The following is a 13,724-nucleotide window of genomic DNA, read 5'->3' as shown; positions in this document are numbered from 1 at the left end:
CGCCGAGCGCTATCCTTCCCCTGATGGGAACACTCACCTACGACTCCAAGCTGGTCGTCTCCTTCGACGACCGCGTGCTCGCCCACCTGCAGGCGGCGATCTGGGCGAAGCTCCGCCGAGGCGAACCGTTCGCGTTCACGTGGACGGAGTCCTCGAGCTCGAGCGGCTTCGGTCGGACCTCGGTGTGGCTGTCCCCCGGGATCCCGGTCGCGTTCGAGTACTTCGGCGGGCGGGCGCCGCGCCTGAACACCGCCTGGGTGCAGGCGTTGAACCGATCGGCGAACTCCGCAGGCGGCCTGACCGTGGTGCCGGAGCCGACGGAAGCCGGTCTCGAGCCCGGGTCCTGACTGCTTCCGATCACCCTTCGGGCGACGCGGGCGCGGCGGGCTCCGGCGTGAGCACGAGGCCGGACGGCGAGTTCGCCGAACGGGCGAGCTCACGGAGCCATCGCGAGTTGAGCGGGATCTCGCGGGCGTCGAAGAACTCGAAGACGATCGGGATGTCGGGCCCGAGCCAGATCGAGTTCCTGCCGCTGCCGCGATCGACCGAGACCTCCCATGAGAACGCGAAGGACTCGCCGCGGCGGAGCTTCGAGTGGATCACGTTCCGGAGATGCGCGAGCGAGCGGTCCTCGATCTCGACGGTGCGGATGAAACGATAGGTCAGTATGCCCACCGCATCAGCATGCCATCCGCGCCCGGTATTCCGTACTCGATCACGGGGCGCTGCGACCCGGACGACGCGACCGGCGCTCCCCACGCTGCGGCGAGCGGATGTCCCGAAGCACCGATCGGATCTCCGAACCGAGCCCTGCCGCGGTGGGGCGTCGGTGCGGCTCTGCCGCCGTCATCCGCTGGAGGAGGGACCGCCACGGCTCGGGAACGAGTTCTGCCGGCATCTCGGGACCGCCGGCGAGTCGGGCCATGGCCGAGGGGACGGGGGCACCGGGGAAGGCCCTCGTCCGGGTGAAGCACTCGAGCAGCACGAGGCCGAGGGAGTAGATGTCGGACGCCGTCGTGAGCGGCTCGTTGTTCACCTGCTCGGGGCTCAGGTACGGCGCGGTTCCGGTGATGTACTCGGATTGGAAGCCGGTTTCTGCGGCCTCGACCGCGATCCCGAAGTCGGTGAGCATCGCGCGCTCTCGCGAGTGCTCCGTACCGTAGTTCACGACCATGATGTTCGATGGCGTGATGTCACGGTGGATCACGTTCTGCGCGTGGATGTACTCGAGGGCCTCGGCCACCTCGTAGCCGATCTCGCCGATCTCGCGCGGCGAGATGGGCCGTTCGGCCAAGCGGTCGTGGACGGTGGTGCCCCGCACGAGCTGCATCACGAGGAACGGACGCGGGTCGTCGGGTGATGAGGTGTCGACGCCGGCGTCGATGATCGACACGACACCGTGGTGGCTGAGCGAGGCGAGCATGCGCAGTTCGGCGCGATACATCTCGACGTGCTCGTCGTTTCCACCGCCGAACACCTTGATGGCGACGTCGCGGCCGAGGTATTCGTCGCGCCCCCGGAAGACGAGACCCATGCCGCCGCGCCCGATCCGCGCGAGCGGCCGATAGCGGTCGAGCAGGAGTGGTGCCGAGAACGCGGGACGGGGCGCGCTCGAAGGGGCAGTGTCCATACCCTCCACCGTATGTTCGGGCGCAATCGCGTGCAGGCGGTGGCCACGATCGCGATTCGCCTTTATGATTCGCGCCGCGCCGTCACGCGATCGAGCGCGCCCCGGCGCTCAGCCGCGCGAACGCGCTCTCCGAACCTCCGAACAGCGAGCCACCCTCGCGCACGGCCCGCTGCCACGCGTCGAGCACGTCGTCGCGGTCCATCGCCATGACCGCCTCCCACGGATCGTCCTCCTCGACGGGAACGCCGCCCATGCCCCATCGCGCCGCCTCATACAGGAGTGGGATCGCCGCGATGCCGCGCTCCGTCGCCGAGTAGGTGACCTTGCGGGCATCCGTCTCGTTCGGGGTGCGCACGAGGATTCCGCTGCGCTCGAGGCGGGCGAGGCGGTCGGCGAGCACGCTCGGGCCGATGCGCTCCTCCGACCGCAGGAACTCCCCGAAGGCGTGCTTGCCGAGCGCGAGCAGGTCGCGCAAGATCAGCAGCGACCAGCTGTCGCCGAAGGTCTCGACGGTGAAGTTGGTAGGGCAGGTCGACCGCCCTTCGGCTCGCTTCATGCGTCGAGTCTACGGCATTGACTTTGATCATCGTAGTGACATACGCTTCGATCATCGAAGTGAAATGGATGCCGCGGCCGCGGCCCGCAGCGGAGGAGCCACCATGAACGACACGACCCGGCCCGAGACGCACGACCTCGTCGTGAGCCGCGACATCCCCGCCCCCATCGAGGCGGCGTGGAAGTCGTGGACCGAACGCGACCACGTGCTCCGCTGGTGGGGTCCGAACGGCTTCACCTGCACGGTCGCCGAGCTCGACGTGCGTGTCGGCGGCACGTCCCTCGTATGCATGAGCGCCCCCGACTGGGGGTTCCCGGCGATGTACAGCACCTGGGCGTACACGCTCGTCGACGAACCGCACCGCCTCGAGTTCGTCCACAACATCGCCGACGAGCACGGCGCCACGATCGACCCCGCGACCATCGGGGCCGCGGGCATCCCCCGCGACGTGCGGCACGTCATCACGTTCGAGTCGATCGGCGACGACGCCACACGGCTCACCGTTACCGAACTCGGCTACACCGACCTCGAGCAGCTCGCACTCTCGAAGCAGGGCCTCGAGGAGTCCCTCGACAAGCTCGTCGCGATCTACGCCTGACTCGGCCACCACCAGCGCGTTCGGCAGCCTCGGACCGGTCATCGGCATCACAGCCGTGATCGTCGCCATCATCTTGACCCGACGCGAACGCCGCACCGACTGCGCCACCGCCACCTCGGTCTGATCGAACCCGGCCGGCCCGGGCGTGAGCGGCAGGTCCGCGACTACGCCACGGGCTCCGCGAAGAACGTGCGCACGCTCGAGATGCGCCCGTCGACGACCGTGATGACGTCGATGCCCCGCACGACCGGCGCGTCGACCGGGCCGAACGCCCAGGCGAGCGCGCCGACGTCGTCACCGAGGTACCGTGCCCCGTCCTCGGCGAACACGAAGTCGCCCGGGGCCCCGGCGAGGAGCGAAGCAGCCTTGTCCTCGACGGCCGAGCGCCCGCGCACGGTGCCCTCGGGATCCGTGAAGACGACGTCGTCCGTGTAGACCCGCTCGATCGCTTCGCGCCTGGTGGCGGCGTCCCGATTGCCGAACACGTCATGCAGGTTGGCCGCGAGCAGTTCCGAGATGCTGATCATCCGTCATCCAATCGATCCACGTGATCCGGTGACATCCTCAGCACTGCGAGGTGGCGCGGTATTCCCCGCCGCGAACCCTGATCCGCCGGTGCGGCACGCGTGATGCGCCGACGGTTCGAACGACGGATGCCCCGGACCTGGTCGGCCCGGGGCATCCTTCGTTCAGTGCCGGGCGATCACGACGTGGGGACGCCGTCGTTCTCGAGCGGCACGGCGTCGCCGGTGAAGGGCTCGACGCCGCCGTCTCCATCGCTGACGTAGGTCACGCCGATGAAGTCCTGCACGCCGCTCGTGACGGTCGAGATCGAGACGCCCTGGTAGGCGGCGTGGCTGTCGGGGCCGAACGCGAGCGGCAGCAGGCCGTTGCCGACGAGGTCGCCCGACGTGATCGCATCGACGATGCCCTGGCGGGTCGGGTTCTCGCCGGCGGCGGCGAGCGCCTCGGCGAAGAGGTAGCCGACCGACATGCCGAACACCGTGTTGCCGTCGAAGGGCGCGCCGTCGTTGTACTCGTCGTTGATCTGGCGGAACAGGTCGTCCCACTCGTTGCCGGGGGCGTACGGCAGGTAGTTGGTCGTGACGAAGCCCTCGAGCAGCAGCGGGGCGGCGTCGCCGAGGAATCCGGCGAGCGTCACGTAGTCGCCGCCCGACGATGACGACATCCACTGCGCCTGGTAGCCGAGCTTGGCGGCCGTGCCGATGGCGAGCGCCGTGAAGCCGTTCACCGTGGCGAGCATGTTGACCTCGCAACCGGCGGCCTGCATGGCGCCGATCTGGGCGACGACGTCCTGGTTCGAGACGGAGTAGCGCTGCACGCTCGCGAGCGAGCCCTCGCCGAGCACGTTCTCGAGGCCCTCGATGAACTCGTCGCCGAAGTCGTCGTCCTGCCCGAGCACGCAGACGCTCTTGCCCGCGAACTCGTCGTCGGCGTACTGCGCGAGCGCCTCGGCCTCGGTCACGTAGTCGGCGTTGAACCCGAAGGTCCACGGGTACTCCTCGGGCTGGTTCCAGCTCGTCGAGCCCGACGCCACGAACAGGTCGGGCACCTCGTTCTGGTTGAGGTAGTCGAGCACCGAGGTGTGCGTCGGCGTGCCGAGGCCGTTCAGGATCGCGAAGACCTCGTCGTCCTGCACGAGCTCGCGCACGACGGTCTGCGTGTTCGCCGGGTTGTAGCCGTCGTCCTTCACGAGGTACTCGATGGTGCGGCCGTTCACGCCGCCCTGCTCGTTGAGGTAGGCGAAGTACGCCGTCGTCGCCGCCGAGATCGACGAGTATCCGGCGGCGGCCGGGCCGGTCAGCGGCTGGTGGGTGCCGATCGTCACGGTGTCGTCGGTGACGCCGGGGGCGGCCTCGGCCGGGTCGCCGGCGCTCGGGGTGCTGCACGCGCTCATCGCGAGGAGCATGGCGGATGCCGCGGCGAGCGCCGCGACGGTGCGAGTTGGTGCATGGGACATGGTGTTCACCTCTCTGGTGTGGTGGGGATGGGTTCTGCTGCGGGGGTGGTGCGGGTCTCGGGAGTCGTGTCGACCGGTGCGGGCGCGGCCTGCCGTGGGCGGGCGGTGCGCCGCGGCATCCGCTTCGGGAGCGCCCCTCGGATGCCGCCGGGCCATGCCGCGGTCACGACGATGAGCAGCACGCCGAACACGAGCACGGGCAGGTTGCCCGTGAGGCGCTGCGCCGCGTCGGCCGAGAGGTCGAGCGCGCCGGTCGCGGTCTGGATCAGCCACGGCAGCATCACGATCACGACCGAGCCGAGGAAGGCGCCGAGCAGGCTGCCGAGTCCGCCGATGACGACGGCGACCACGAGCAGCAGCGAGAACGCGAGCGTGTAGGCGCCTGGGCTGACCGACTGGGTGACGAAACACAGCACCGCGCCGCCTGCCCCGGCCGAGATCGAGCTCGCGGTGAAGGCGAGCACCTTGACGCGGCCGGCGCGCACGCCCTGCAGGCGGGCCGCGGTCTCGTCGTCGCGGACCGCGCGCATGCGCAGGCCCGCCCGACCATTGCGCAGCACGGCCAGCCAGGTGACGACCAGCGCCGCGACGAGGATCGCGACCCACGCCTGCCACTGCTCGACGACGATGAGCATGCGCAGCGCCTCGGGCACCCCGTCGTACGCGATCTGCACGCCCTGGTCGCCGCGGAACACGCCCGAGAACACCGCGGTGAACGCCGGCAGCGCGATCACGAGCACGAGCGTGACGCCCGACAGGTACGGCCCCTTGAGCCGTGCGGCGGCGAGGCCGAGCAGCAGCCCGAGCAGGGCGGATGCCGCGGCCGCCGCCGCGAGCGAGACCACGAACCTCGGCACGCCGTCGACCCCGGCCTCGGTCAGCGCGTTCGCCGTGAGGGCGTAGCCGTACCCGCCGGCCGCCATGAGCGCGGCGTGCCCGAGCGAGAGCTGACCGGTGAGGCCGATGAGCAGCGTGAGGCCCGCGGTGGCGCAGAACGTCGCCGCGATGAGCGCGAACTGGTAGTTGCGGTACGGGTCGAGCAGGAACGTCGCCCCGATCGCGACGAGCGTGAGCACGAGTGCGGTGAGCAGCAGGCGCCGCGTGGTCATGCGGTCCTCGCCTCGGTCGCGGCGAAGAGTCCGCCGGGGCGCACCAGCAGCACGCCCACGAGCAGCACGAGCACGGCGATGGGGGCGACCGTCGCGCCGAGGTACCCGGTCACGAGGCTGATGAGCACCCCGACCGCCAGGCCGCCCACGAGCGCGCCGGGCGGGGAGTCGAGTCCGCCGACGACGGCGACCGTGAACGCCGAGACGAAGAGCATGTCGGCCGAGTGCGGGGTGAGTCCGAGCTCGGTCGGCACGAGCAGCAGCGCGGCGAGCGCCGCGACCGCCGAGGCGAGCACCCATCCTGCCGTGACCATGCGCGTCACGCGCACGCCGAGCAGCCGCGACACCTCGGGCGCGAACGCCGAGGCCCGCAGTTGCAGGCCGAGCGACGTGCGCGTGAAGAGCAGCGCGAGCACGCCCATGAGCCCGACCGCGAGCAGGAGCACGAACAGGTCGTAGGGCGAGAAGATCGGCACCCCGCCGACCACGATCGGCGTCTCGGGGAACGGCGCCTCCATCGGTCGGGCCTCCGGGCCGAACGCGATGCCGAGCGCCGACTGCAGCACCATCACGACGCCGATCGCGATGATGACCCCCGACAGCGGGGAGGCATGCCTCGCGAACCGCATGACCCCGCGCTCGACGGCGAGGCCCATCAGCCCGCCCGCGGCGAGCGCGCTCGCGAGGCCGATCCAGTAGGAGCCGGTGAGGCCGGTCACCGCGAAGGCCACGTAGACCGCGACGACGGCCATGGCGCCCTGGGCGAAGTTCACCACCCGTGCGGCGCGCCAGATGAGCACCAGCGAGAGGGCGAACAGTGCGAAGACTGCGCCGCGGGCGAGGCCGGTGGCGAGCAGGAAGAGGAGGCGGTCCATCAGAATCCCAGGTAGGCGTGGCGGAGGGCGGTGTCGGTGCGCAGGTCGGCGGCCGGGCGGTCGGCGACGACCTCGCCGAGGTTCAGCACGACCCCGTGGTCGGCGACGGCGAGCGCGCTCGTCACGTTCTGCTCGGCGAGCAGCACGGTGAGGCCGCGCTCGTCGCACAGGGTGCGCAGCACGGTCATGATCTGCGCGACGATGCGCGGGGCGAGGCCGAGCGAGGGCTCGTCGAGCAGCAGCACGCGCGGTTCGGCGATGATCGCGCGACCGAGCGCGAGCATCTGGCGTTCACCGCCCGAGAGCTGGTGGCCGGCCGCGCGCCGACGACGCGCGAGGGGCTCGAACATGGCGTACATCTCGTCGACCGCGGCGGTGAGCCGTCGCCCGCGGAAGCGCTGCAGGCCGCCGAGCCGCAGGTTCTCGTCGACGGTCAACTCGGCCACGACGCTGCGCCCCTCGGGCACCTGCGCGAGTCCGCGGCGGGCCCGGTCTTCGACGGCAACCCCCGAGAGGTCGTCGCCGTCGAACACGATGCGCCCGGATGCCGCGGGCACGAGCCCCGAAACGGTGCGCAGCAGCGTGGTCTTGCCCGCGCCGTTCGCGCCGAGCAGCGCGACGATGGAACCGGCCGGCACGCTCAGGCGCACGTCGCGCAGCACCGGAGCGCCGCCGTAGCCGACCGTGAGACCGTCGAGCTCCAGCGTGCCGCCCGCCGTCTGCGGGATCATGCCGCCGGCTCGATTCCGAGGTAGGCCTCTTCGACCTTCGGGTCGGCACGCACCTCGTCGGGCGCGCCCGCGGCGATCACCCGGCCGAAGTCGAGCACGACGATGCGGTCGGCGACGCCCATCACGAAGTCCACGTGGTGCTCGACGAGCAGTACCGAGCATCCGGATGCCGCGACCTCGCGCACGACGGCGGCGAGGGCGTCGATGTCGTCTTCGCCGAGCCCGCCCGCCGGCTCGTCGAGCAGCAGCAGCGACGGCTCCGTCACGAGCGCCCGGGCCAGCGCGACGCGCTTGCGCTCGGGGTAGGGCAGGGCGGCGACCGGCCGCGAGGCGAGGTGGGCGATGCCGAGCCGGTCGAGGCACGCGGTCGCCCGAGACATCCGCTCGACTTCCGACCGCCCCCCGCCGACGGGACCGGCCGCGAGGGGTACGAGCGCGTTCTCGATGGCCGTCATCGAGTCGAACAGCCCGAGGCCCTGGAGCGTGCGGGCCGCGCCCCGGGCGACCAGGCCGACCGGGCGGCGCGGCGCGGTCGAGCCGTCGAGCTCGATGGAGCCCGACGCGCGTCGCACGAGCCCGCACACCGCGTTGAACACGGTCGTCTTGCCCGCACCGTTCGGGCCGATGAGGGCGACGACCTCGCCGGCGCCGACCTCGAACGAGACGTCGTCGAGCGCGGTCAGCCCGCCGAATCGCACGGTCAGGCCGTCGACCCGAAGGCGTGGGGCGGCAGCGGGTTCGGCAGTGGGCGCAGTGGCGGATGCGGGCGCGGGCCCGGGGTTCGAACCCGGATCGGCGCCGGTCGGCGTGTGGTTCATCGGCACCTCTTCGTGTCGTGGCCGTCGTTGGCACGGCCCACTGTACAACAGATACCGACCAGACGGTATGCCGAGTTCGAACCGTGTTCTCGGTGGCGGACGTCGCCCGCCTCTGCCACAGTCTGAGCATGGGAACGCGCATCGGCTCGGTCGTCTGGGGCGTGCGCGACGTGCCCCGGGCGATCGCCTTCTGGACCGCGGTGCTCGAGTACGAGCTGCGAGAGGAGCCCGACGACGACTGGGCAGTGCTCGTTCCCGAACACGGCGACGGGCCCCAGCTCGCGATCGCCCTGGTCGAGACCGCGCCGAACGGCCGCAGGCGTCACCACCTCGACCTGTACGCCACCGATCGGGCGAGCGAAGTCGAGCGCATCGTCGGCCTCGGGGCCACGCGCGTGGAGTGGCGGTACGAGGACGACGCCGACTACATCGTGCTCGCCGACCCCGACGGCAACCTGTTCGACGTGATCCAGGCGCCCTGATCCGGCGTCCGACCAAACCCCGGCCTGCCCGGCCGACCCGGCCCGAACCCGGACCGGGACATCGCGTCAGTGGTGCGGGATGCCCGCGATCATGCCGCCGTCGACCACGAACTCCGCGCCGCTCGTGAAGCCCGACGCGTCGCTCGCGAGGAACAGGATCGTGCCGGCGACCTCGTCGGGCACGGCGGGCCTCCCCAGCGGGATGTCGAGCTTCGCCGGGTCGATGCGCGTCGTCATATCGGTGAGGATGAGCCCGGGGTGCACCGAGTTCACGCGGATGCCGGATGCCCCGAGCTCGACGGCGAGCGCCTGGCTGAGGCCGCGCACGCCGAACTTCGATGCCGTGTAGCCGACGAGGTGCGGCGATCCGCGCATGCCCTCGACCGATGAGATGTTGATGATCGAGCCCGAGCCCTGCGCCTTCATCGCGGGCACCACCGCGCGGCATCCGAGGAACACGCCAGTGAGGTTCACGGCGATGACCGCGTTCCACTTCTCGAGGGTGAAGTGCTCGACGGGTGCGGCATTCGCGATGCCGGCGTTGTTCACGAGCACGTCGACCGCGCCATAGGCCTCGAGCGTCGCCGCGACGGCGGCCGCCCACGACTCCTCCGACGTGACGTCGAGATGCACGAACCGCGCCCGGTCGCCGAGCTCGGCGGCCAGCGCGGCGCCCTCGTCGTCGAGCAGGTCGGCGACGACCACGCGCGCGCCCGCGGCGTGCAGCGCGCGCACGTAGGCGGCACCGAGCCCCCGCGCGCCACCGGTCACGAGGCAGACGCGCCCGCCGAGATCGAACGCGGCGACGCCAGGGGCTGCGGATGCCGCGGCATCCGTCACCGCCGGGTTCACGCGCGCTCCCCCGACCCGCCGACGCGCACGACCAGCCGGCCCACCGTCGCGCCGCCCGCGAGCTCCTGGATCGCGTCGGGCGCCTCGTCGAAGTCGACCACTCCGCCCGCGACCGGCGAGATCGCGCCGGAGGCGGCGAGCCGCACGAGCTCCTCGTGCGCCTCGCGCACCAGGTCGGGCCGCTGCTGCTGGTAGAGCGCCCAGTGCAGCCCGAGCACGGAGTAGTTCTTCACGAGCGCGTGATTCGCCCGAACCGGCGGGATCTCGCCGCTCGCAAAGCCGACCACGACGATGCGCCCCTCGAAGGCGATGCACTTGGTGGTGCGGGTGAAGGTGTCGCCGCCCACCGGGTCGAACACGACGTCGGCGCCGCGGCCGTTCGTGAGCTCGTTCACCACGGCCGCGAAGTCGGGCTCGTCGGCACGCACGATGACGTGCTCGGCGCCCGCGGCGCGGGCCGTCTCGGCCTTAGCGGCAGAACCTACGACGGCGATCACGCGCGCACCGGCGGCGACGCCGAGCTGCACGGCCGCCGTGCCGACCCCGCCCGCGGCCGCGTGCACGAGCAGCGTCTCGCCCGCCTGCAGTGCAGCACGCCGATGCAGCCCGAACCACGCCGTCTGGTACGCGATCACGAGGCCCGAGGCCTGCACGTCGTCGAGCGCGGCGGGCGCGAGGTGCGCCGCATCGGCATCGACGACGGCGAACTCCGAGAGCACCCCGATGCGCGAGGCCACGACCCGGTCGCCCGGCTCGAACGGTCGCAGCCCGGCCTGCGCAGCAGCGGTCGCCACCCCGTCGCCGATGGCCACGACCTCGCCGACGAGCTCGATGCCCGGCACGAAGGGGAGTTCGGGTCGCACCTGGTACTCGCCGCGGCAGAGCAGCACGTCGGGGAAGTTCACCGCGACGGCGCCCGTGCGCAGCAGCAGCTCGCCCGGTCCGGGCGCGGGCACCGGCACGTCGTGCAGCTCGAGCACGTCGGTCGGCTCGCCGTTGCGCACGACGCGCCACGCCCGCATGGTCTCGGGCGCGGGGCCGTCGGCGACGGCCGTCGAGGTCGCGGCGCCCGCCACCGGCATCCGCTCGCTCATGCCCCCGCCGCCTTCGCGCCCGCAGCCGTCGCCTGCTCCGCCTTCGCGGCCGACGCGTCGATGCCCGTCAGGAACAGGTCGGTCAGCTGCTCGGCGAGGAGCGTCTTGCCCTCGGGCCCCTCGGGCGAGTACCAGTGCGAGAGGTAGTGCACGTCGGCGAAGAAGTTGGCGATGAGCACGGGCCGCGGGATGTCGCTGCGGTACAGCCCCTCGGCCTGCCCCTGCTCGATGAGCGCCGCGAACGCATCGTTGTAGTCGCGTCGACGGCGGGTCACCTCGGCCTGCCGCGGAGCGGTGAGCATGTGCATGCTGCGGAAGAACACGGTGCCCTCCGGCAGGAAGTCGATCGACGTCTCGATCACGTCGATGCACGCCGAGCGCACGACCTCGCCGACCGGCCCGCCGCGCTCGATGATGACGTCGAGGTGCTGCTTCTGCAGCGAGAGCATGCGGTCGTAGATGCCGAAGAGCAGGTCGTCCTTCGACTGGAAGTAGTGGTACATCGCGCCCTTGGTGACGCCGGCCGCCTCGACGACCTGCTGCACGCTCGTGTTCGCGTACCCGTTCGCGGCGAACAGCTCGACGGCCGCTCGCATGACGTCGTCGGCGACGCTGGTCTCTTTCATGGGGTCTCTTTCGTCGGTTCGGGCGGATGTCTCGGGCGGTCCGTCAGCCGATCGGCCGGAGGCTCGCGCCGCCGTCGATGAGCAGCGTCTGCCCCGTGATCCACGCTGCGTCGTCGGAGAGCAGGAACGCCACCGGCCCCGCCACGTCGTCGGGAACGCCGAGCCGCTGCATCGGATACTCGGCTGCGACCTCGGCCTCGCGACCCTCGTAGAGCGCCTTGGCGAACGCGGTCTTGATGACGGCGGGCGCCACCGCGTTCACGCGGATGCCGGGTGCGAGTTCGTGCGCGAGCTGCACGGTGAGGTTCATGAGCGCCGCCTTCGAGACGCCGTAGAACGCGATGCCCGGCGCGGCCGAGACGGCCGAGATCGACGACAGGTTGACGATCGAACGGCTGAGGCCCGCCGCGACGGCCTCGCGCGTCCACTCGAGCGCGGCGACGACGTTGACCTCGAGGATCTTGCGGATCGCGGATGCCTCGACCTCGAGCACCGGTCCGTACACGGGGTTGATGCCCGCGTTGTTCACGAGGTGGTCGAGACGGCCATGCTCGGCGGCGATGTGCGCGAAGACCTCGGCGCGGTGCGCCGGATCGTCGGCCTTGCCCGCGATGCCCGTGGCGCGCGCCGCGCCGGCGGCGTCGTCGATCTCGGCGACGGCCGCCTCGAGCGATTCCTGCGATCGCCCCGTGATCACGACCCTGGCACCCTCGGTCGCGAGGCGTTTCGCGATCGCCAGGCCGATGCCCCGGCTGCCGCCAGTGATGAGCGCTACGCTGCTCTCGAACCTCTGCACGCGTCTCCCCTTCGAGCTCGCCGTCGTCTGATGCAAGAAGCATACCGACTAGACGGTATGGCGCAAACCCGCGGAGCCGGTGTCGGAGACGTCCGCTCTCCGGGGTGAAGATGGACTGGTGAGCATTCCCACCCCGGCCGCCGGCACGTTCAGCTCGGTCCCACCGTGGAAGCTCTGGACCATCTGGGGCGTCGGCGTCGCGGCCTACATGCTCTCGATCACGAACCGCACGTCGCTGTCGGCCGTGGGCGTCGATGCGGCGGTGCGGTTCGACGCCGACGCGTCGACCCTGTCGATGTTCGCGGTCATCCAACTCGCGGTGTACGGCGGCATGCAGATCCCGGTCGGCGTGCTGCTCGACCGCATCGGCGCCCGCCCGATGATCACGATCGGCATGGCGCTCATGGCGATCGGCCAGGCCGTGCTCGCGTTCGCGCCCGACGTCGGCTGGGCGATCGTGGCACGGATGCTCGTCGGCGCGGGCGACGCAGCCGTGTTCCCGAGCGTGCTGCGCGTGGTCGCCGTGTGGTTCCCGGCGCGGCAGGCGCCGTTCCTGGTGCAGATGACCGGCATCCTCGGCCAGTTCGGCCAGCTCGCCGCGATCTTCCCGCTCGCCGCGCTGCTGCACGCGACGACCTGGACGATCGCCTTCGGCAGCCTCGCCGGCCTCGGCGTGCTGTTCACGGTGCTCACGTTCGCGGTCATCCGCAACCGACCGCCCGACCGCGCGGAGGACGTGTCGGTCGACACGCAGACGGGCGCGGTGCAGATCGTGCGGTCGTCGGTCGACTTCCGCGAGGGCTTCCGCCAGTCGTGGGCGCATCCGGCGACGAGGCTGGCGTTCTGGTCGCACTTCACGACGCCGTTCTCGGGCACGGCGTTCATGCTGCTCTGGGGCTTCCCGTTCCTCACGGTCGGCGAGGGCCTCACGCCGCCGGTCGCGTCGCTCGTGTTCAGCGTCTACGTCGTGTGCGGCATGCTGTCGGGGCCGGTGATCGGCGCGCTCTCGAGCCGGCACCCGATGCGGCGCTCGCGCATGCTCGTGCTGCCCATCATCGCCCTGCAGGCCGTGGTCTGGCTCGTCGTGATCGGCTGGCCCGGCCAGGCGCCGCTCTGGCTGCTGTTCGTGCTCGCGTTCGCGATGAGCACGGGCGGCCCCGCCTCGATGATCGGCTTCGACCACGCGCGCACCTTCAACCCGGCGCACCGCCTCAGCACGGCGACGGGCATCGTGAACGTCGGCGGGTTCCTCGCGGCCCTGCTCGCGATCCTCTTCATCGGCCTCGCCATGGACGTGCAGGGGGCCGGAACCCCCGACACGTACACGCTCGAGGCGTTCCGCGTCGCGTTCCTCACGCAGGTGCCGCTGTGGGTGCTCGGTGCTACGTTCATCGTCGTCGAGCGCCGACGCACGCGCGTGCACCTCGGGCTCGAGGAGCCGCGCCCGCGTCGCCGGCGACGTCGTGGCGTCCAGGCCGTCGGCGACTCCCCGGGCGACGACCTGCCGCTCGACTAGGCGGATGCCGCGCCGCCGGCCTGTCCTGCAGGCTCGAGCGACGCGGCATCCGTCGTTCCC

General features: G+C 71.4%; 17 protein-coding genes. 4 read left to right on the top strand and 13 right to left on the bottom strand.

The annotated features are described in order from the left end of the window. Positions 1 to 23: 23 nt before the first annotated feature. Positions 24 to 347: an ATP-dependent DNA ligase gene (locus ACFVS8_RS14230; protein WP_387063409.1), complete on the top strand. Its 324-nt coding sequence runs from the start codon at positions 24 to 26 to the stop codon at positions 345 to 347. Between the two features lie 10 nt (positions 348 to 357). On the opposite strand, the gene ACFVS8_RS14225 is transcribed toward ACFVS8_RS14230, so the two are convergent. From ACFVS8_RS14225 to ACFVS8_RS14215, 3 genes are all read right to left on the bottom strand, one after another. Further along, positions 358 to 675: an ATP-dependent DNA ligase gene (locus ACFVS8_RS14225; protein WP_387063406.1), complete on the bottom strand. Its 318-nt coding sequence runs from the start codon at positions 673 to 675 to the stop codon at positions 358 to 360. Between the two features lie 40 nt (positions 676 to 715). Next, entirely contained in the window at positions 716 to 1,630 is a 915-nt protein-coding gene (locus tag ACFVS8_RS14220; protein WP_387063403.1) for a serine/threonine-protein kinase, read from the bottom strand. A gap of 82 nt (positions 1,631 to 1,712) precedes the next feature. After that, entirely contained in the window at positions 1,713 to 2,186 is a 474-nt protein-coding gene (locus ACFVS8_RS14215; RefSeq protein WP_387063400.1) for a winged helix-turn-helix transcriptional regulator, read from the bottom strand. 103 nt (positions 2,187 to 2,289) lie between these two features. Between ACFVS8_RS14215 and ACFVS8_RS14210 the strand changes: the two genes are divergently transcribed. Beyond that, entirely contained in the window at positions 2,290 to 2,784 is a 495-nt protein-coding gene (locus ACFVS8_RS14210) for an SRPBCC domain-containing protein (RefSeq protein ID WP_387063397.1), read from the top strand. Positions 2,785 to 2,948: 164 nt separating this feature from the next. Here the strand turns inward: ACFVS8_RS14210 and ACFVS8_RS14205 are convergent, their stop codons facing one another. The 6 genes from ACFVS8_RS14205 to ACFVS8_RS14180 all read right to left on the bottom strand — a co-directional run bounded on the left by ACFVS8_RS14205 (position 2,949) and on the right by ACFVS8_RS14180 (position 8,298). Beyond that, positions 2,949 to 3,311: a nuclear transport factor 2 family protein gene (locus ACFVS8_RS14205; RefSeq protein WP_387063394.1), complete on the bottom strand. Its 363-nt coding sequence runs from the start codon at positions 3,309 to 3,311 to the stop codon at positions 2,949 to 2,951. A gap of 176 nt (positions 3,312 to 3,487) precedes the next feature. Then, complete coding sequence (locus ACFVS8_RS14200) at positions 3,488 to 4,765, bottom strand: ABC transporter substrate-binding protein (RefSeq protein WP_387063391.1); 1,278 nt, start codon at positions 4,763 to 4,765, stop codon at positions 3,488 to 3,490. Positions 4,766 to 4,770: 5 nt separating this feature from the next. Further along, on the bottom strand, positions 4,771 to 5,874 hold the full coding sequence (locus ACFVS8_RS14195) for a branched-chain amino acid ABC transporter permease (protein ID WP_387063389.1): 1,104 nt from the start codon (positions 5,872 to 5,874) through the stop codon (positions 4,771 to 4,773). After that, positions 5,871 to 6,749, bottom strand: a complete 879-nt coding sequence (locus ACFVS8_RS14190) for a branched-chain amino acid ABC transporter permease (protein WP_387063386.1) — start codon at positions 6,747 to 6,749, stop codon at positions 5,871 to 5,873. The genes ACFVS8_RS14195 and ACFVS8_RS14190 overlap by 4 nt, the downstream gene beginning before the upstream one ends. Then, positions 6,749 to 7,480 carry an ABC transporter ATP-binding protein gene (locus ACFVS8_RS14185; RefSeq protein ID WP_387063383.1) on the bottom strand — a complete coding sequence of 244 codons (732 nt, stop codon included), beginning with the start codon at positions 7,478 to 7,480 and terminating at the stop codon, positions 6,749 to 6,751. The genes ACFVS8_RS14190 and ACFVS8_RS14185 overlap by 1 nt, the downstream gene beginning before the upstream one ends. Then, complete coding sequence (locus tag ACFVS8_RS14180; RefSeq protein WP_387063381.1) at positions 7,477 to 8,298, bottom strand: ABC transporter ATP-binding protein; 822 nt, start codon at positions 8,296 to 8,298, stop codon at positions 7,477 to 7,479. Before ACFVS8_RS14180 ends, ACFVS8_RS14185 begins: the two co-directional genes overlap by 4 nt. A gap of 128 nt (positions 8,299 to 8,426) precedes the next feature. Here ACFVS8_RS14180 and ACFVS8_RS14175 point away from each other — a divergent pair, with 128 nt between their 5' ends. After that, positions 8,427 to 8,780 carry a VOC family protein gene (locus tag ACFVS8_RS14175; RefSeq protein WP_387063378.1) on the top strand — a complete coding sequence of 118 codons (354 nt, stop codon included), beginning with the start codon at positions 8,427 to 8,429 and terminating at the stop codon, positions 8,778 to 8,780. 66 nt (positions 8,781 to 8,846) lie between these two features. Here the strand turns inward: ACFVS8_RS14175 and ACFVS8_RS14170 are convergent, their stop codons facing one another. From ACFVS8_RS14170 to ACFVS8_RS14155, 4 genes are read right to left on the bottom strand one after another with little or no spacing between them, the layout of a single operon-like run. Then, complete coding sequence (locus ACFVS8_RS14170; RefSeq protein WP_387063375.1) at positions 8,847 to 9,632, bottom strand: glucose 1-dehydrogenase; 786 nt, start codon at positions 9,630 to 9,632, stop codon at positions 8,847 to 8,849. Continuing rightward, positions 9,629 to 10,726, bottom strand: coding sequence for an NADPH:quinone oxidoreductase family protein (locus tag ACFVS8_RS14165; protein WP_387063372.1), 1,098 nt, complete (start codon positions 10,724 to 10,726; stop codon positions 9,629 to 9,631). The genes ACFVS8_RS14170 and ACFVS8_RS14165 overlap by 4 nt, the downstream gene beginning before the upstream one ends. Beyond that, positions 10,723 to 11,352, bottom strand: coding sequence for a TetR/AcrR family transcriptional regulator (locus ACFVS8_RS14160; protein ID WP_387063370.1), 630 nt, complete (start codon positions 11,350 to 11,352; stop codon positions 10,723 to 10,725). The genes ACFVS8_RS14165 and ACFVS8_RS14160 overlap by 4 nt, the downstream gene beginning before the upstream one ends. 43 nt (positions 11,353 to 11,395) lie before the next feature. Further along, entirely contained in the window at positions 11,396 to 12,148 is a 753-nt protein-coding gene (locus ACFVS8_RS14155) for an SDR family oxidoreductase (protein WP_387063367.1), read from the bottom strand. A 208-nt stretch (positions 12,149 to 12,356) separates the two neighbouring features. On the opposite strand from ACFVS8_RS14155, the gene ACFVS8_RS14150 reads away from it, so the two are divergent. After that, positions 12,357 to 13,664: a nitrate/nitrite transporter gene (locus ACFVS8_RS14150; protein ID WP_387063896.1), complete on the top strand. Its 1,308-nt coding sequence runs from the start codon at positions 12,357 to 12,359 to the stop codon at positions 13,662 to 13,664. Positions 13,665 to 13,724 lie beyond the last annotated feature (60 nt).

The organism is Agromyces sp. NPDC058110, assembly GCF_042884735.1.
Taxonomy (GTDB): Bacteria; Actinomycetota; Actinomycetes; order Actinomycetales; family Microbacteriaceae; genus Agromyces.
This window is presented reverse-complemented; position numbering and strand designations above follow the sequence as displayed.